The organism is Planococcus sp. CPCC 101016 (assembly GCF_007859295.1).
GTDB lineage: Bacteria > Bacillota > Bacilli > Bacillales_A > Planococcaceae > Planococcus.
On record NZ_VOHB01000002.1, the window covers coordinates 656448 to 674272 of the forward strand.

The 17825-nt window shown below is 43.6% G+C and carries 19 protein-coding genes; 15 read left to right on the forward strand and 4 right to left on the reverse strand.

Going from position 1 to position 17825, the window contains the following annotated elements; genetic code table 11:
- The first annotated feature begins 64 nt into the window (after nucleotides 1–64).
- The 11 genes from FQV26_RS03120 to FQV26_RS03170 all read left to right on the forward strand — a co-directional run bounded on the left by FQV26_RS03120 (nucleotide 65) and on the right by FQV26_RS03170 (nucleotide 10526).
- Complete coding sequence (locus tag FQV26_RS03120) at nucleotides 65–547, forward strand: RrF2 family transcriptional regulator (RefSeq protein ID WP_146555908.1); 483 nt, start codon at nucleotides 65–67, stop codon at nucleotides 545–547.
- A 20-nt stretch (nucleotides 548–567) separates the two neighbouring features.
- Nucleotides 568–789 carry a DUF896 domain-containing protein gene (locus FQV26_RS03125; RefSeq protein WP_146555909.1) on the forward strand — a complete coding sequence of 74 codons (222 nt, stop codon included), beginning with the start codon at nucleotides 568–570 and terminating at the stop codon, nucleotides 787–789.
- 31 nt (nucleotides 790–820) lie between these two features.
- Nucleotides 821–1699: an Hsp33 family molecular chaperone HslO gene (gene hslO, locus FQV26_RS03130; protein WP_146555910.1), complete on the forward strand. Its 879-nt coding sequence runs from the start codon at nucleotides 821–823 to the stop codon at nucleotides 1697–1699.
- A 198-nt stretch (nucleotides 1700–1897) separates the two neighbouring features.
- Nucleotides 1898–2503: an alpha/beta hydrolase gene (locus FQV26_RS03135; RefSeq protein ID WP_186759606.1), complete on the forward strand. Its 606-nt coding sequence runs from the start codon at nucleotides 1898–1900 to the stop codon at nucleotides 2501–2503.
- A 160-nt stretch (nucleotides 2504–2663) separates the two neighbouring features.
- Nucleotides 2664–3635 (forward strand): glutaminase A, encoded by a 972-nt coding sequence (glsA, locus tag FQV26_RS03140; RefSeq protein WP_146555911.1) that lies wholly within the window; start codon nucleotides 2664–2666, stop codon nucleotides 3633–3635.
- A 215-nt stretch (nucleotides 3636–3850) separates the two neighbouring features.
- Nucleotides 3851–4966 carry a DUF2382 domain-containing protein gene (locus tag FQV26_RS03145; protein ID WP_146555912.1) on the forward strand — a complete coding sequence of 372 codons (1116 nt, stop codon included), beginning with the start codon at nucleotides 3851–3853 and terminating at the stop codon, nucleotides 4964–4966.
- Between the two features lie 127 nt (nucleotides 4967–5093).
- Nucleotides 5094–5903 (forward strand): YflT domain-containing protein, encoded by an 810-nt coding sequence (locus FQV26_RS03150; protein WP_146555913.1) that lies wholly within the window; start codon nucleotides 5094–5096, stop codon nucleotides 5901–5903.
- Nucleotides 5904–6044: 141 nt separating this feature from the next.
- Nucleotides 6045–6245, forward strand: coding sequence for a YwbE family protein (locus tag FQV26_RS03155; RefSeq protein ID WP_146555914.1), 201 nt, complete (start codon nucleotides 6045–6047; stop codon nucleotides 6243–6245).
- Nucleotides 6246–6307: 62 nt separating this feature from the next.
- Complete coding sequence (locus tag FQV26_RS03160) at nucleotides 6308–6835, forward strand: YflT domain-containing protein (RefSeq protein WP_146555915.1); 528 nt, start codon at nucleotides 6308–6310, stop codon at nucleotides 6833–6835.
- A 244-nt stretch (nucleotides 6836–7079) separates the two neighbouring features.
- Nucleotides 7080–9206 (forward strand): ATP-dependent helicase, encoded by a 2127-nt coding sequence (locus tag FQV26_RS03165; RefSeq protein ID WP_146555916.1) that lies wholly within the window; start codon nucleotides 7080–7082, stop codon nucleotides 9204–9206.
- Nucleotides 9207–9257: 51 nt separating this feature from the next.
- Nucleotides 9258–10526 carry an MDR family MFS transporter gene (locus FQV26_RS03170; RefSeq protein ID WP_146555917.1) on the forward strand — a complete coding sequence of 423 codons (1269 nt, stop codon included), beginning with the start codon at nucleotides 9258–9260 and terminating at the stop codon, nucleotides 10524–10526.
- Between the two features lie 20 nt (nucleotides 10527–10546).
- Here FQV26_RS03170 and FQV26_RS03175 read toward each other — a convergent pair whose 3' ends face one another.
- On the reverse strand, nucleotides 10547–10858 hold the full coding sequence (locus FQV26_RS03175) for a DUF3243 domain-containing protein (protein ID WP_146555918.1): 312 nt from the start codon (nucleotides 10856–10858) through the stop codon (nucleotides 10547–10549).
- 165 nt (nucleotides 10859–11023) lie between these two features.
- Here FQV26_RS03175 and FQV26_RS03180 point away from each other — a divergent pair, with 165 nt between their 5' ends.
- Nucleotides 11024–11896 carry a VLRF1 family aeRF1-type release factor gene (locus FQV26_RS03180; RefSeq protein ID WP_146555919.1) on the forward strand — a complete coding sequence of 291 codons (873 nt, stop codon included), beginning with the start codon at nucleotides 11024–11026 and terminating at the stop codon, nucleotides 11894–11896.
- 32 nt (nucleotides 11897–11928) lie between these two features.
- Here FQV26_RS03180 and FQV26_RS03185 read toward each other — a convergent pair whose 3' ends face one another.
- Nucleotides 11929–12609: a hypothetical protein gene (locus FQV26_RS03185; protein WP_146555920.1), complete on the reverse strand. Its 681-nt coding sequence runs from the start codon at nucleotides 12607–12609 to the stop codon at nucleotides 11929–11931.
- A gap of 143 nt (nucleotides 12610–12752) precedes the next feature.
- On the opposite strand from FQV26_RS03185, the gene FQV26_RS03190 reads away from it, so the two are divergent.
- Nucleotides 12753–13115, forward strand: coding sequence for a VOC family protein (locus FQV26_RS03190; protein ID WP_146555921.1), 363 nt, complete (start codon nucleotides 12753–12755; stop codon nucleotides 13113–13115).
- 55 nt (nucleotides 13116–13170) lie between these two features.
- On the opposite strand, the gene FQV26_RS03195 is transcribed toward FQV26_RS03190, so the two are convergent.
- Both FQV26_RS03195 and FQV26_RS03200 read right to left on the reverse strand, forming a co-directional pair.
- Complete coding sequence (locus FQV26_RS03195; RefSeq protein WP_146555922.1) at nucleotides 13171–13815, reverse strand: hypothetical protein; 645 nt, start codon at nucleotides 13813–13815, stop codon at nucleotides 13171–13173.
- Nucleotides 13815–14645: an ABC transporter ATP-binding protein gene (locus FQV26_RS03200; protein WP_146555923.1), complete on the reverse strand. Its 831-nt coding sequence runs from the start codon at nucleotides 14643–14645 to the stop codon at nucleotides 13815–13817. Before FQV26_RS03200 ends, FQV26_RS03195 begins: the two co-directional genes overlap by 1 nt.
- A 193-nt stretch (nucleotides 14646–14838) precedes the next feature.
- Here FQV26_RS03200 and FQV26_RS03205 point away from each other — a divergent pair, with 193 nt between their 5' ends.
- Entirely contained in the window at nucleotides 14839–15816 is a 978-nt protein-coding gene (locus FQV26_RS03205; protein ID WP_146555924.1) for an ABC transporter substrate-binding protein, read from the forward strand.
- Nucleotides 15816–17777, forward strand: a complete 1962-nt coding sequence (locus FQV26_RS03210; RefSeq protein ID WP_146555926.1) for an iron ABC transporter permease — start codon at nucleotides 15816–15818, stop codon at nucleotides 17775–17777. The genes FQV26_RS03205 and FQV26_RS03210 overlap by 1 nt, the downstream gene beginning before the upstream one ends.
- Nucleotides 17778–17825: the final 48 nt, after the last annotated feature.

Genomic DNA, 17825 nt, shown 5'->3' on the forward strand with positions numbered 1-17825 from the left:
TCGAGATAGTTTAATATGGATAACAAGGATAAAGTTTATCCGTAATTGAAAGAGGGTGATTTGGGTGCATATGAAACCAGGTGTAGAACAATCGGTGTACGCGCTTCTTTTATTAAATATGTTGCCGGATAAAGCAGTGCTTCCGGGAGAGGCCATCAGTCAACAACTCGGAACTTCCCCAACGTATTTTCAAAAATTATTGAGAAAACTGGTCAGTGCAGGCTTGATCACTTCTGTACCAGGCGTTAAAGGTGGGTTCAAGCTCAATAAAAAATCTGAAAACATTAGTGTGTTCGATATATATGAAGCAATTGAAGGACAGCAAGCGCTCTATTCGCCGAGTGGTGTATTGGGCGATTTATTGGAACTTGAAGAACCAGAACGCTGTTGCCTACTGACAGATCTGATGCTTGAAGCCGAAAGCGCCTGGCGTTTACGGATGGAACAGGAGACGATTGCCGTTCTTTCTGAAAAAATGAAAGAACCGCGATTCCAAGAGAAAACGAAAAAATTAACCGAGTGGCTGTCTCAAAAGCTGGTCGGATAAAAATGAAAAGAGTGAGGGAAATGATTGGGATTTTGCCGCGCATCAATCAACTGGCAAAAAAAGCACGTGAAGAAGGACTGACAAATGCAGAAAAAGTGGAGCGTCAAGTATTGCGCGAAGACTATTTGCGGTCAATCCGGGGACAGGTAGAATCGACTGTCACAAGCATGAAAGTCATTGATCCGCTTGGTGATGACGTGACTCCAGATAAAGTCCGTGTGAAAAAACAAGCCATTCAATAATGGTCCGCTTAATAGAGAAAGGAAGAATCTTATGAACGATTACTTAGTGAAAGCATTAGCCTATGATGGGCAAGTGCGGGCATACGCTGCACGTACAACAGAAACAGTGGGAGAAGCTCAGCGCCGCCATTATACGTGGCCAACTGCCTCAGCTGCGCTTGGGCGCTCCATGACTGCGAGCGTCATGCTCGGTGCCATGATGAAGGGCGAAGAAAAATTGACGATCCGAATTAATGGAGGAGGTCCAATCGGAACCATTCTAGTGGATGCAAATGCCAAAGGCGAGGTTCGGGGCTATGTGACGAATCCATTAACTCATTTTGATTTGAACGAACAAGGCAAGCTTGATGTCAGAAAAGCTGTCGGTACGGAAGGCACTTTATCGGTTTCCAAAGACATTGGACTGCTTCAGCCGTTTGTTGGACAAGTTCCAATCGTATCCGGTGAACTGGGAGATGACTTTACCCATTACATCGTCACCTCTGAGCAAATTCCTTCTTCAGTAGGAGTCGGTGTCATCGTCAATCCGGACAACACAATTCAGGCTTCAGGAGGGTTTATTATTCAATTGCTGCCAGGAACTGAAGAGAAAGTTATCGTTGAAATCGAAGAACGTTTGAAAGTCATTCCGACTATTTCCAATATGGTTCGCCAAGGGCTGACGCCGGAAGACATCTTAAATGAAGTATTGGGCGCAGGCAATGTGAAGGTTCTCGACGAAATGCCTGTTCAATTTCAATGCCAATGCTCCAGAGAGCGTATTTCCAGAGCCATTCAAAGTCTTGGAACAGCAGAGATTGAAGATATGATTGTCACCGATGGCCAAGCAGAAGCACAATGCCATTTCTGTAATGAAAACTACTTGTTCTCGAAAGAAAATCTCGAAGACATGTTGAATCCGCAAACTTAAAGACAGTGAAAGGTCCATGCACATGCGTGCAATGGACCTTTTCCTTTGGAAAAACAGAAAATCTATGTTATTATTATCTTGAATTCGAGATAAGTTTCTTTTTTAAAAAATAGGGAACTGTTTAGATAGTATAAGGTAAGCAGGATGAAACCCGAAGTTTTAAGTAGCTTCACTATATTAACAATCGGAGGTTTTCAAATGATGAAACACATTTATCAGCAAGGCACCAATTCTTCTAAACCGACTTTTCTCATGCTTCACGGCACAGGCGGAAATGAGAACGATTTATTAGCCATCGCAGCTCACATCGATCCAGAAGCTTCTGTGCTAAGCGTTCGCGGAAATGTATCGGAAAATGGTATGCCACGCTTTTTCAAGCGCTTGTCAGAAGGTGTCTTTGATATGGAAGATTTGAAATTCCGCACAGAAGAGCTCTATGATTTTATTGGGCAGGCAGCTGAAGAACATGGTTTTGACCGTAAAAATGTTATTGCAATTGGCTATTCAAATGGCGCCAATATAGCAGCTAATCTGCTGTTTACGTACTCAGGTGCGTTAAAAGGTGCTAGCCTGCATCATCCAATGGTTCCGAACCGTAAAGCAGACTTGCCTGATCTAACGGGCGTTCCGGTATTCATTGCCGCAGGCACAAACGATCCGATTTGTCCTGCGGAGGAATCGACAGATCTTGAAAAACTATTAAAAGGTGCCGGTGCAAATGTTGAATTGCATTGGGAGGACTTTGGCCATCAACTGACGATGCCTGAAGTGGAAGCAGCCAAAGACTGGTACGATAAATTATAAGTTGAACCTTCCCTGTTGTGCAGGGAAGGTTTTTTAATGCTTTTCTTACAGTCATGAAGAATAGAACAATTGATAGAAGTTTCTTTTCATGCATGGTCAATCGTTTTTGACAAAGGCGCATGAATTCATTCATGATGGGAGGAAAGAAAGTAAAGGAGGGATGGCAGTGCAAAGCAATCCGCGTATACAGGAACAGTTAGAAGCCTGGGTTAAAGAAAATAAAGGCCATGCTGTATTGGGAACTACGGCACAGTACATACCGGCACTTGGAAAAGAAGACCCTAGCCAGCTCGGTATCTGCATGGTTGATGACGAAGGAAATTATTATTGCGCAGGTGATACAGATAAGGAGTTCACTTTGCAAAGTATTTCAAAAGCATTGACATTCATCGCGCTGAGCTGTCATTATGGTCTGGATTTTGTATTGGAGCGAGTAGATGTAGAACCGACCGGAGAAGCGTTCAACTCAATTATTCCATTTGAAATCCATCGGCCGAACAAGCCGTTTAATCCATTCATCAATGCGGGAGCTATAACAATTTCAGCCCTACTGCCTGGTCAGACCAGCCAGAAAAAATATGAATACCTGCTGCATTTCTTGGAGGAGCTAGTGGGTCATCCACTTGAGCTTGATAAGGACGTCTACGATTCGGAATGGCAGTCTTCTCACCGCAACCGTGCGCTCGCTTATTATTTGAAGGAAGCAAAATTTTTGGAACTTGAAGTTGAGGAAGCACTGGATATCTATATTCGGCAATGCGCCATCAAAGTGAGCACGAAGGACCTGGCTTTGATTGGCCTTATTATAGGATATGATGGGTTTAATCCGATTACTAAAGTAAAACATTTTTCCGAAGAAATCGCCCAGGTAGCAAAGGTTCTGATGGTTACATGCGGCATGTACAATTCTTCAGGAAACTTTGCGGCGCATGTCGGCATTCCGGCGAAAAGCGGCGTTTCAGGCGGCATTATGGCCGCTGTTCCGCCGAAGCTTCATTCGCAGACTTATGAATTCCGTGCCGGAGCAGGAATTGGTGTTTATGGACCGGCAATTGATGTGCAAGGAAACAGCGCTGCAGGTACAATGATGCTGCGTCAAATTTCGAAAGAATGGGATTTAAGCATATTTTAATAAAGGACTCCGCAGCTTCATAAGCTAGCGGAGTTTTCTTCTGGCTGGAAGTGGTTTCTGTCAATTTCCATTAAGATGATTAAGTCGAATAAGGCTTATAAACGGTTAGTATCAAAATCATAAAATCTCAATATGTTTAAGAAACCACATGCCGGGTATTTTCTAAACTAAGCAAGTATTTTTAAAATACGCATAAAAAATTGGAGGAATAGAAAATGGCCAACAATAAATTTATGGGAACGTTCGATACCGAAACGGAAGTATTGAAAAAAATCGAGGAACTGAAAGCACAAGGTTCCCGCGAAGAAGACATGTACGTAATGTCACGTGATAAGGACCAGATTTCAATGGTTCGGGGACGGACAGATGTAGATTACAAATCATCTGAAGGAAACTGGATGGACAAGTTCATGGGCTTCTTATCAGGCAACGAATCTTCACGTGAAGCATTCTCAGGAATGGGTGTAGATGACGCCGAAGCCGATCGCTACTACAATGAAGTGCAGAACGGCAAGATTCTATTGTTTGTAGACCGCGAATATGGTGCGAATTATGATGGCAAGGCGCCATATGACAACACTTCTACAAGCGGTGCTGCAGGTACAATGGGAGCTGCCGGAGCTACAGGGGCTTCTGGATTAGGAAGCACAAGAGGCCGTATGGATGATGAAGCTGTAGCGAGAGATGGCCTGACAGTAGATACAAATGACCAAAATGATGTTTATTACAATAAAAAAGACGATACATTCAGCCGTGACACTAATGAAACTGCTGGCGTCGGAAAAGATTCGGGCACAGGTTTCGGATTAGGCTCTGATCGTACGGTTGACGATGTCGATCGCACAGACCGGTTTGATGACAGAGACAGAGATCTTGACCGTGCAGGAACAGATGAAGAAAAACTTCGCTTGCATGAAGAACGTTTAAATGTTGATAAAGAGCGTGTTCAGACTGGCGAAGTAAACGTTGGCAAACACGTTGTTGAAGAAACCCAGTCAATCGAAGTGCCGGTAGAACGTGAGGAAGTATATGTAGAACGCCGTCCGGTAAATGAAGAAACAACTGGAAGTTCTTTCGATAAAGATTCCGGCCTGACTGGAGATGCATATCAGGAAGGTGAAAATATTCACATCCCTGTATCTGAAGAGCGCGTCGAAGTCACTAAAAAAGACGTTGTAGCTGAAGAGATTGTCGTTGGTAAACGTAAAGTACAGGATACGGAAACTGTAAACGAAACCGTTCGTCGTGAAGAAGCTGATATCGATGAAGATACCAATTTGACGGACGATAAGTTAAGCCGTAAAAACCGTACAGATCGTGACCGTTTATAATCAATAAATTGAAAGGCGGGGAGTATTCCCCGTCTTTTTATATGCTTTTAAATAGTTTGAGAATAGGAGCAAGGGGTAACGGTAAAGCAAGAGAATCATGAAAAACACCTAACAGGAGGAATAGAATATGGCAAACGAATATTTTATAGAAACCTTCGACAGCGAAAGCGAAATGTTAAGCAAAATTAATGAATTGAAAGAACAGGGAATTACAGAAAGCGATCTGTACATTGCGGTGCAAGACAAAAAACAACTATCCATGATTTCAGAGGGGACAAACTCGGAATACAGTGGTGAGGGCAAGGACGCTAAAGGTAAGTTGACTAATTTTTTATCCGGCAACAGCCCGCTTCAAAAAGCATTAAATGATATGGGCATAGATGAACATGAAGTTAGTTCTTATGTTAAGGAAGTGGAGAAAGGGAAAATTCTGCTTTTTTCAGACAAATCACTGGAAACCCCTCCAAAAGGTAGAGGACTAAACGCTAATGCTGCTTATGGAGATCCGTTGGAAAATGAAAACAGTCCATTTCCTCCAGAAAATTTAAAGTCTCAACATGTAGAGAATATGGAAAATGACAGAAATAATGTAAGGGATTCTGTAGACTTTACAGCTGATGGGGCAGTAGGCACCCAGAACACAGCGTCTCAGGACCGAAGTAATGTAACACCGCCTAATGTTAATAATGCCTCACCGGAACAACAGAAGCCGAGAGTAGTAAGTGCTGACCATAATAATCTTGAAGAGATGGGAAGTATTCGAGATGGGATACCGGCTGCTGATCCAAATATGACCGATATTCCTGCTGCCGAACAACGAAACAATGATGTTCCATCAGCCGATCGAAGTAAAAATCGATTATCAGATACAGAATCTCCAGAAGAATGGCCGCAGGCTGCCTCAGACCGAATCCAATCCGATGAAAAAAAACACTGAAACTTCTTTACCCTAAAGCCATAAGGTCTTCATGCAAACCAAGGAAAGAGAGTTTATTTTCTTTCCTTGGTTTTGATTTGAGTAATTTTTGTTCGCCTGAAAAGAATAGCGTATGATAGAAGAAAGCAAGGAGGGATAAGCATGGACGGTAAAAAAAGAAGTGAGGTAAAACCAGGGATTGAAGTAAACGTGATCTTAAAGCAGGATCAGCGTTCTGGGAAAAAAACGCGAGGCGTGGTGAAGGATTTATTGACTAACTCAGCAACCCATCCGCATGGCATCAAAGTACGATTGGAAGACGGTCAGGTTGGCCGCGTTTGTGAAATTCTTTCCAATAAGTAAGCATTGTTTCGAGCTCCTGACATAAGGGTAAAATATACTAACCCCTTTAAGGAGAGATTATAATGCCAAATCGATTTATCGAAACCTATAATACCCAGGAAGACGTTCTTCAGAAAGTTGAAGAGCTGAAAAAAGATGGTTATTTGGAAAAAGATATGTATATCATGGCGAAATCCAATGATCAGCTATCTCTTGTAAAAGGCAAATCAGAAGTAGAAACCCATGCTTCAGAAGGCAGTTGGGCTGAACGATTTGCCACTTTTTTAACCGGTGATGAAAAAGTTCATCAAGCATTCTTGAACATGGGAATTGACGAAAATGAATCCGAGCACTACTACCGTGACGTTCAGGAAGGCAAGCTTTTACTTTACGTGAATAGAGACGCACATGATGCGTTTGAATTGCCGGAAGATGAAAAAACAGAAATTCAAAACGAAAAGCTTGAAGCTGAAGGTCCACGCTCTATCGAAGAAGAGCGTGAAGAAAAGGCAGTCGAACTGGATGACAGACATTATGAAGATTCCGCATTCAGAAAAGACAAGCGCAACGCAGACCCGATCAGCAAGCCAGACGAGAAAAATTTTATTTAAAGAAAAGCGGAAGCGTCCAAAAGCAGAAGCTAAGCTAACCAAAGAATGCGACATCGTGTCGCAACGGATAGCTGACCGACATCCTGCAGGCCCCCGACAAGCGTCACATCTGTCTAGCTGTGATTCTCATAAAGCCAAATGCAATAATTAACTTTTCAACTGTTTGAACAGCTGCGGACCCGTTAAATCGGGTCCGTTTTTGTGTTAATATAGAGATATTGAAAAAATGAAGGAGTCTCTCATCATGAGCCAATTCTTTGAACGCAAAAAACAGGAACTTGGAGTCCAGTTAAATAAAGTACAGCGAAAAGCGGTGGAGCGGACTGAAGGGCCCTTGCTTCTTTTGGCATGCCCTGGATCAGGGAAAACGACTACCATGATTATGCGTATCGGTTACCTTATCGAGGAAAAAGGCGTATCGCCGCAGCGGATTAAAGCAATCACATTCAGTAAAGCCTCTGCCAACGATATGCTTGAACGGTATAAACGATTTTTCCCTTCGCTGCAGCCGATTGATTTTTCGACCATTCATAGTCTGGCTTTCCAAATCACACGTGACTACTTCTCAGGATCACGTTACGTGATGATAGAAGGCAACGAGACAAATGGCCTTCATAAGAAAAAACTGCTTCGAGAGATGTACCGAACAGAAAATGACGAGCCAATTACAGATGATCAATTAGAAGAATTAACGTCTTTTATCAGTTTCGTGAAAAACAAAATGCTGCCCAGAAAGCAATGGGCTAAACTGAAAGAGCCATTTCCAGGGGCTGTTGAAATCCTGAAGACTTATGAAGCTTTTAAAGAGAACTATGACTTAAGGTTGGTAGATTTTGATGACATGCTGTCTTTGGCTCATGAAGCTCTGGAAAAGGACAAAACTTTGTTGGCAAAATACCAGAAGCGTTGGGATTACGTCATGACAGACGAAAGCCAGGATACATCGTTGATTCAGCATGCGATTGTTGAAAAGTTGGTAGCCCGCCACAAAAATCTCTGTGTCGTAGCAGATGACGATCAGTCCATTTATACATGGCGAGCCGCTGAACCTACTTATTTATTGAAGTTCAGAACGGTTTATCCGGATGCCTATATCATGAAAATGGAGCGCAATTACCGGTCTTCCCAGAACATTGTCAATACTGCCAATGAATTTATCAAAACCAATAAAAAACGGCATGATAAAAACATGTTCACTAAACAGCCAGAAGGCGATCCGATTGTTTTGAAAAAACTGGGTTCAGAAGAAGCGCAATTTAAATATGTCATGAAAGAGTTGAAGGAATTGTCCGATTACGGCGATGTAGCGATTTTATATCGCAATAATTCGTCTTCAACTCTGCTGATGAGTGAACTTGAACGTTTGGGCATTCCATTTTATATGAAAGATTCCGATAATCGCTTTTTCTCTCATTGGATTGTGGAAGACATGCTGAATTTTATGCGTTTCAGCCTAAAACCGGAACGCATCGATATTTATTCGAAAGTCGCTTCAAAAACCAATGCTTATTGGTCTGGCAGCCAGTTAAAAATGCTGAGCCGGATGAAACCGACCGACAAGAATGCTTTTGATGAAATCACTTTGAATATCACCATGAAAGATTACCAGCTTCGAATCCTTGCAGAACAGAAGAAATGGTTCAATGCTTTGAACGGCATGAAGCCGTTGAAAGTTATTCGAACCATTCGTGGGGAAATGGGCTATGATCAAATGTTGGCGAGTCGCGCTGAGAAATTTGGCATGAAGATGACCTATTTGGCGCAGATATTAACAACTCTAGAACAAATTGCGGAACCGCTTGAATCCATGACGGCCTTCGCAAAGCGCCTGAAGCAGCTGGAGCAGGTAACACAACAGGCAAAGGTGGAAAAAACCGACGACATGCTGACACTGTCGACTTTCCACAGCTCAAAGGGCCTGGAATTTGAACGCGTCTATATGATTGACTTGGTGGAAGGCGTCATTCCGACTGAAGAAGATGCGGAAACGCCAGATACACTGGAAGAAGCACGCCGTCTGTTTTATGTGGGGATGACGAGGGCCAAAAGCCATTTAGAACTCATTAGCTACGGCAGCGAATCCCGTTTTGCTGATGAAGTGCGTGGCTTGATTGTTCCTGACAAAAGGTTGGTATCATCCAAGCGAATTGTAGAAAAGACGCCGATTAAAGTGAAAGTTCCTGACAATCCGAATGCGATCCACTCAGAGGATGCATTACAGGAAGGCATCCAAGTGCGGCACCGTGTTTTCGGTGCAGGAAAAATTGTCGAGCGGGACAAGGAGCGGATTTCCATCCAATTCGCAAAAGAACGAAAAGAGTTAATGATTGATATTTGTTTAAGCTATAGATTATTAGAGATTATCGAGTAGCACCTTCGGAAAAATGGGGGTGGCATACAGAAGAACGCGAGGAAAATGGGAATGAGACTGAAGGATTGGGATCGAAGTTTGAAGATTCGCCTGATAGGCGAGTTTTTCATGAATACAAGTTATTGGATGGTGTTCCCGTTTTTAGCGATTTACTTTGCTGAAGAGTTCGGCAAAGGTACAGCCGGATTGTTGCTTGTTACTTCCCAGGTGTTTTCTGTCGCTGCAAATTTAGTCGGTGGTTATTGCGCCGACCGTTTTGGGCGCAGACGGATGATGGTGGTGGCTTCTATTGCGCAAGGACTATCGTTCCTGCTGTTCGCCTTTGCCAATTCACCTTGGCTGCAATCTCCGGAGCTTGGGTTTGTGGCATTCACACTTGCTGGCATGTGCGGTTCTCTATACTGGCCGGCAAGTCAGGCAATGATTGCGGATGTCGTACCTGAAAAATACCGAAGCGACGTCTTCGCTATTTTTTATACAACCTTAAACATTGCGGTTGTAGTAGGTCCCCTTTTTGGCGCGGTATTGTTCTTTTCTTATCGTTTCGAATTGCTGCTTACTGTTACAGTGATTTCAATGCTGCTGGGTCTGGTTCTGAGATTGCTGACAAAAGAAACTTTGTCGCAGGTTATGGTGGACAAGTGGCAGTCGCAGACAGCGACAGGATGGGTCGGAGCGATTTCAAAGCAATTTAAGGAGTACGGCCTAATTTTTAAGGATCGATTATTCCTGCTTTTTATTATTGCAGGGGTTTTAGGGGCACAGACTTTTATGCAGTTGGATCTGTTAATTCCGGTTTACTTGAAGGAAACAATTGATACCCAAACGATTGCCTCTCTTTTTAACAGGGAGTGGACTGTTACAGGAGAAACTTCCTTTGGCATCCTATTAGCTGAAAACGGATTGTTCGTTGCTTTGCTGACAGTAGTCATTACTCGGTGGATGACTAAGTTTCCTGAGAAATGGGTATTCTTCACATCCGCTGCATTTTATGGTTTAGCGATGTGGCTGTTCCCATTGACTTCATGGTTCTGGATGTTTGTGGTAGCAATGGGAGTGTTCACTTTCGCTGAACTGATGGTTGTCGGGCTGCAGCAGAATTTCATTTCCAAGCTTGCACCGGAAGATATGCGGGGACAATATTTTGCAGCAGCCAGTTTACGTTACACAATTGGACGGATGATTGCACCTGTGTCTATTCCGATGACAGCATGGTTTGGTTTTCCGTTGACATTCGGTATTTTGGGACTGCTTGCACTTGCCAGCGGATTTGTTTACTTGTGGATGTTTCATCTATATGAAAAAAGGCCTTCCCATTGAGGAAGGCCTTTTGCTTTGATTTAGTTTTGTTCTTTAGCTAATTTCACCAGCATGTGTGCCAGCATATGCTGTTCTTCTTTGTCGCCCACTTGCCATAAACGTTGCAATAGATACTCTTCGCTGTTTTTTGGATCTTCTTTTTTCGCTAAGTATCCTGCTACTTTTTCAGCCAACTGTGCGATGCGTTCTTCGCTTAATCCCATTTTCTCGCCAATCTCTACTTTGTCGCCTAAGTAATTGATGAATACGGAGAAGTCGGCTAAAATCTGTTCTTTTTTCTTGTCGTCCGTGTTTTTCAGTTTATCTTCAACCTGCTTATTGATATTTTCCATTACTTTAACACGCTCCTTCAAATTTTTTGTTTTGTCGTACTCTTTATTTACCACCGGAGGCAAGTTTTAAACGTGGTTCTAACAATCGTTCAGAAGATTCGTTTAAATTAAATTCCTTCGGGTAATCAGATAACAAGGATGGAATACAAGGAGGATGATGATTGAATGACCTTATACGACGAAATCCAGGAATTGAAAAGTTTTGAATGTCCAGACCGTTGCGTGTTAAGTGTTTATTTGAATACCAATCCAGCTGATTTAGATGCCCAAAATGGAGCGTGGAAAATCCATCTGAAAAATGGCTTGAAGCGATTAGACGAATACTTAAAAGCTTCTAACGATGAAAAAGAAATAAAAGCATATAAAGACTTAAGAAAAAAAGTGGAAAAAGAAATTTTGGATAATCAAAGCGACCTCCATAAAGGTGTTGTTATTTTTGCATCTCCACATAAGGATTTGTGGTCCGTACATTACGTTCAGGTCCCTGTGAAGACAAGTTTTCATTGGGAAACCAAGCCTGCACTAGAAGAGCTTCGCTATATGTATAAAGCCTATCCTTATGCAGGAATCGTTTTGCCAAGCTTTAAAGGCATCCGTGTAATTGATACATCCATGGGGATTATCAACGAAGAATTCTTCTATGAATTCGATGCCGGTTTGGAAGTATGGACAGAGCAGAAGGGTGTACGCAGTTCTGGCCGTGTCCAAGGAAGAGCAGGCACTTCAGGAGCTGGATCTGTTGGGGGTGGCGCAGCTGGCGGCAATAGCCCTGTCATTGGCGGAAGCGGCGGAGGAAGTCCGGTCGATGAGTTGGATCATAGGCTAAAAGAGAACCTTGAGCGTTTTTACAAGGACATGGGAAGCAAAATAGAGAAGTTGAAAAAAGAGCGCAAGTGGGAAGAGATTCACGTAGTTGGCGAAGCAGACCATGCCAAGTCTTTATCAAAAGCCCTTCAAAAGAAACCGACAAGCTGTGTATATAAAAATTTAATTAATAACGATCCAGGAAAAATCCTGCACGAAGTATTTGAAGTTTAAACAAACACCTCAGCAAATTTGCTGAGGTGTTTTTAATTGGGTTTCGGACAAAATGTGCAAGTGTTGAAAGAATTCATTTTCTTATACAAACAGCAAGTTTTTCTAAGTGGTTTTGAGACAGCTTGCTGCAGAGGCGTATTGCCGATCATCTTAACAAGGTAGGAAGTTTTAACCGGTTTCCAATTAGCCGGTTCAAGTAGCCATTCCATGTCTTCCGCAGTTCTTCGCGGATCCCTCGTTTCCAGACTTGCATAAAACCATAGAACAGAACCTAAGACATTTTCCCAGCAGGTGATAGGGGATATTTTTATGTATTTCTTAAATTCATTCAGCAATTCATCCACTTGCTGATGAAGGATTTCATGGAAAGCCATGTATCTTTCATTTGGCTGAATGGTCTGAAAAGCGGAAGACGACACATGTGTCTGCAGCAGCGGCAAACCGTAATTGTGTACACGGTCGAATTGGAGTGACCGCCAATCGACAGAGAAATAGCCGCTATGCTGATAGATCAGGTTGAATTGTGCCGTTACATATAAAGCATATTGACGAAAAAAATACGATACGGCGACGGCCGCATTATCGGTTCCGCACCACTGTTTCAATTCCTCAATCATGGTAGGAATATCCTGGCTGAGAGGCTGCTTGAGAGGGCGGTCTACTGCAACGGATTGGCTGCTTAATACGTGGCTTGCTTGTGATGGATAAGTCACATCAATTCACCTCTTTTTTATTTATGCTACGGCAAAAAAGATAAGTTTGCAAAGTCATTGGATAAACTTATAGTAAATCTTAAAAACATTCACATATTATTTTGGTTGATATTTAGCTAAACTAAAGGAAAAGGAGTGAGGACATGGGATTTTCCATTTTACACATTGATCACGTACAAGTAGCAGCTCCATCAGGAAAAGAAGCGGCAGCAAGGGAGTTTTATGCAACTATTTTAGGAATGCAGGAGATTGAAAAACCCGAGGCTTTAAAAGGAAGAGGGGGCGCCTGGTTTGAATTTGGCGGACAGCAATTGCATGTAGGTGTTGAAGAAGCTTTTTCGCCAGCGAAAAAAGCGCATCCGGCCTTTCGGGTCGCGGGTTACGATGAGTTGAAGAACCATTTGTTGAGAAACGGGATTATAGTAAAAAAAGATGACAGCATTCCGGGCGTCGAACGTTTTTTTGTTTTTGATCCATTCGGAAACCGGTTGGAATTCCTCAAATAACTGATTCAATATATTAGTCACTGAAACAAAAACGTCCTGCGCAATAGCAGGACGTTTACTTTCGTAAAGGGCAGTATGGGCATTTATCGGTTTCAGGCAATTCTTTGTACAGGCAGCAGGTGATGCGTTTGTATTCAGCTTTTGATTGTTCCAGGCTGCAACCGCCTAAAAACTGCTTGAAATGCGATTTGCGCATTTCGGGCTGCCAGAATGCGTCTGTCATTAAAGTCTCGATGTCCTGCTGTGCCTGCAATGACTCTTCCATGCCGTACATCCAAGTTACATAGCCCCAGATGTTTTCCCAAAGTACCAGCTTAGAGACAGGGCCGACTTTTCGAAAAGCTTCTACTACGGGCATTGCGTAATCTTTCAATACCATTTCCAAATCGCCATCCTGGCGGGGCCTTAGCCATTTTTCATCTATTTTAAAAGAGATACCATACTCGGCTTCGGTCAAATAGACATGGCTGAGGGGCCCTGCCCATATTTGGTGATGGGCCAATAAATGAAGCTGAGCGGAAATAAAAAAACCGAAGCGCCGCATGAAGATCGACGATGCGACGGCTTCAGTTGGTGCTCCAGATTGGCGAATGACTTTCTCAATCAGTTCAAGGGTACGGTTATCCATACTTTCGGATAAGCTCATAAATCCATCGGCATTTGGTTGGAGGTGCACTTGAAAAAGTTCCAGTTTTTCCATTATTGCGCGCCGCTTAATACCTGTCTGATTTCTGGAATGATGCAACGTCCTCTACCGAATGGAACACAATGAGGTGTACCGAATAATGGATCCTTTGAGACTTGGCATTCCATGCCGAATACAGAACGAACCAGATCGCAATTGATGACATTTTCAGGTGTTCCCTGCCCGAACACATCCCCATCTTTGATGGCAATGATGTTATGTGCATAACGGGATGCTAAGTTCAAGTCATGCAGAACCATAATGATTGTGCGTCCTTGAGTTTCGTTCAGTTCAAACAGCAAATCCAAAATTTCGATTTGGTGCGTCATATCCAAATAAGTCGTCGGTTCATCCAATAGAATAATTTCAGTATCTTGGGCAAGAGTCATAGCGATCCAGGCACGCTGTCTTTGGCCGCCTGATAATTCATCTACAGGTTTATCACGGAATTCGTCAACACGTGTCGCTTTCATAGCGGCTTCCACTTTTTCCGTATCTTCTTCAGTCCAGCGCTTCAGCCAGGATTGATGTGGATAACGACCTTGTTTGACTAAATCGTGAACCGTCAGCCCTTCTGGCGAAACAGGGGATTGGGGGAGGATGCCCATTTTTTTCGCGACTTCACGAGAAGACATATGATGAACTTCTTTGCCTTCCAATAATATAGAACCTTCTTGAGGTTTAAGTAAACGCGCAATCGAGCGAAGAAGGGTAGATTTGCCGCAGCCGTTGCTGCCGACAAATACCGAAATTTCGCCGCGCGGAATCGATAAGTTCAGGTTTTCAAAAAGTAAGTTATCAGTATATCCAATTGACAAGTCGTTAGTTTTGACGGCTATTGTCATTCTGCAATTCCTCCATATCTTTAACTATAATTCTCATTGATAGGATTTTCATTACCGTAACTATAGCATAAATTCTTATTAAATGAGAACTATTTTCACTACGTTTTTTAGAAAAGGCTTTACAAATGTGACAGATAGACCTAAAATGAAAACGTATTGAGAATCATTATCAAACATTTTGGGGGATAATAGAATGAAAAAGCGATTATTATTGGCAATAGCAGCTTTACTTTTACTTATATTAGCGGCATGTTCATCAACTGAAGAAGAAGCAGCAGCGCCAGCGGAAGAATCGGAACCCGTAACAATTCAAGGCACCAATGGCGAAGTGACATTGGATGCACCAGCCAAAAAAGTGGTGGTTCTGGAATGGACTTATGCAGAAGATCTTTTGGCAGTAGGCGTGCAACCAGCAGGAATGGCCGATATTGAGGCTTATGGAGATTACGTAAATATTGAACCGCAATTAGATGAAACGGTTGTCGATGTTGGCGGTCGCCAGGAACCGAACCTTGAAGCGATTGCTGCATTGGAACCGGATTTGATTATCGGTGTAAGTTTCCGACATGATGCCATGATTGAACAATTGGAAACGATTGCCCCAACAGTGATCTTCAATCCCTATCCAGAAGATGAGAGCATCGATCTGTATCAGGAAATGGAAACAACTTTCCTTGAAATTGCAAAAGCGGTAGGCAAGACTTCAGAAGGTGAAAAAGTCTTGGCTGACCTCGAAACGCAATACGAAGAAAAAGCGGCTGAAATTGAAGCAGCTGATTTGAAAACAAAAGACGTTATCTTAACGCTTGCTTATTCAGGTGAACAAGCTCCTGAAATTCGGGTCTTCACACCGAATTCTATGGCTTCCATCATTTTGGAGCGCATTGGTTTGAACAATGTCCATCAACCGGATCAGTTTGAAATATTTGGATCGAGTACGTTCAATGTAGAGGGACTTGTGAAATATGAAGATGCCAACTACCTTTACACAGTGCCGGAAGAAGATAATATTTATGAAAACCAGCTAAACGGAAATCCGGTATGGGAAAACCTGGCGTTTGTTAAAGAAGGACGTACGTATGATTTAGGTGCGGATACTTGGCTGTATGGAGGTCCGTTATCTGCTGAAACATTGATGAACCAAATCACCGATGTGCTGGTGGCTGACTAATGCTCCGAAAACTATTCAATAAGTCCACTGTCTCTTTGACAGCGGGCTTTTTCCTGCTTATTGTGTTATCTGCAATTCACCTGACACAGGGCCAGGCTGAATACACGGTTTCGGAACTACTGACAGGCGTTTGGACAGAAGGGCGTATCCAAGATATAGTGGTTTCTTTCCGTTTGCCGCGTCTTGCCATGGGTTTGTTGGCCGGAGGTGCTTTAGCGGTTTCGGGTGCGGTCCTGCAAACCTTGACCAATAATCCTTTGGCTTCTCCAGGTACACTCGGAATTAATGCGGGCGCATTTTTTTTCGTAGTTCTTTCTACAATATTTTTTCCGGGATTGATCGGGGCTCTACCATTTGTTACAGCTCTTTTAGGTGCTGTGCTTTCTTCTTTATTGGTTGTCGGTCTCGCTGGCAAGCAAATGGAGCCTGTCCGGGTAGCATTGACGGGCATGATCATCTCGCTGCTGTTTGCTTCCATCACGGGAGCGCTGCAATTATTATTTGAAAATCAGACAAATGGACTGTTCTTGTGGGGATCCGGAACTTTGGTCCAATTAAACTGGGAAGGCGTCAAATTTGCAGCACCAGTTATTCTTCTGATGTTTCTGTTTGCATTATTGCTGGCAAAACCCATGGATATTTTATCATTAGGAGAAGATATTGCATCTTCTCTTGGTCAAAATGTACGCTTGGTCAAACTGGCTGCTTGGGGAGTTGCCATTGTCCTGGCGGCTGCGACCGTCAGTGTCGTCGGACCAATTGGTTTCATCGGCCTGATGGCACCGCATATTGTGCGCATGATGGGCATTAGAGGACATCTTCAAATTTTCACACATTCCTTTATATGGGGAAGCGTCTTTTTGGTCGGTGCGGACGTGTTGGGCCGATTGATTCAGCCTGGACAGGAAGTACCGGTCGGTGCCATGACGGCATTGGTAGGCGGTCCCTGGCTTTTGTATCTGGCATGGCGGACAGCCAAATCCATGAAGCGCGGGGAGCGTCAAATGGGCGGCACGACAAAACCTGTCAGATTAAAGCTGATAGTTCCTGTATTATTGGTAATAATCGCAGGGATCACCATTATGGCACTGAGCTTTAATGGCACTGCATGGACATTTGCTTGGACGGAAACGGTGGTCTGGAATTTCCGGGTGCCTCGGGTCTTAACTTCCTTTATTGTAGGAGTCATGCTGGCGATCACGGGTGTCATTCTCCAAGGTGTACTGCGTAATCCACTGGCAGATGCCAGTGTCCTGGGTGTTACTTCAATGGCGGGAGCAGGAGCGATGCTGCTGCTGGTTCTGTTTCCTTCCATACCGCCTGAATTTATGCCGATCGGTGCAACGGTCGGTGCAGCGTTGGCGCTTGGCATTATCTTGGTGACAGCCTGGAAGAATAACTTCCAGCCGATGCTGGTTGCCTTGATGGGCATCGCCATTTCGGCATTCGGTTCGGCAGCGACACAGGTCTTTATTGTCAAAGCGAAGCTGGCAGTCGCAAGTGCCTTAGTATGGCTGTCGGGAAGCACTTATGGCAAGACTTGGGATGATGTGCAATTTTCCTTGATCCTATTGGCCATCTTCATTTGGCCAGCTATCTACCTGACACGCAGTTTGGATACCCTGACTTTCGGAGACGATGTTGCCGCAGGATTGGGATTGAATATCCGTTCAACGCGTGTGTGGGCACTGATTATCGGTGTCGCCATTTCAACGGTGGCTGTATCAATTGTCGGCACTATCGGATTTGTCGGACTAGTGGCGCCTCATATTGCCCGACGTCTGGTCGGGTTCCGGCATCTGCCGCTGATGCTGGCTTCCGGTTTGCTGGGTGGACTGCTGCTGGTCACCGCCGACTTTGTCGGACGTATTCTAATTGCGCCAAAAGATATCCCAAGTGGCTTGGTTGTCGCTTTAATCGGAACACCGTATCTGCTTTATTTGCTTAGAAAAATGAAATAAATGACGAAAGGACCTGCCGGAATGGCGGGTCCTTTCTGTTTTTTAGCG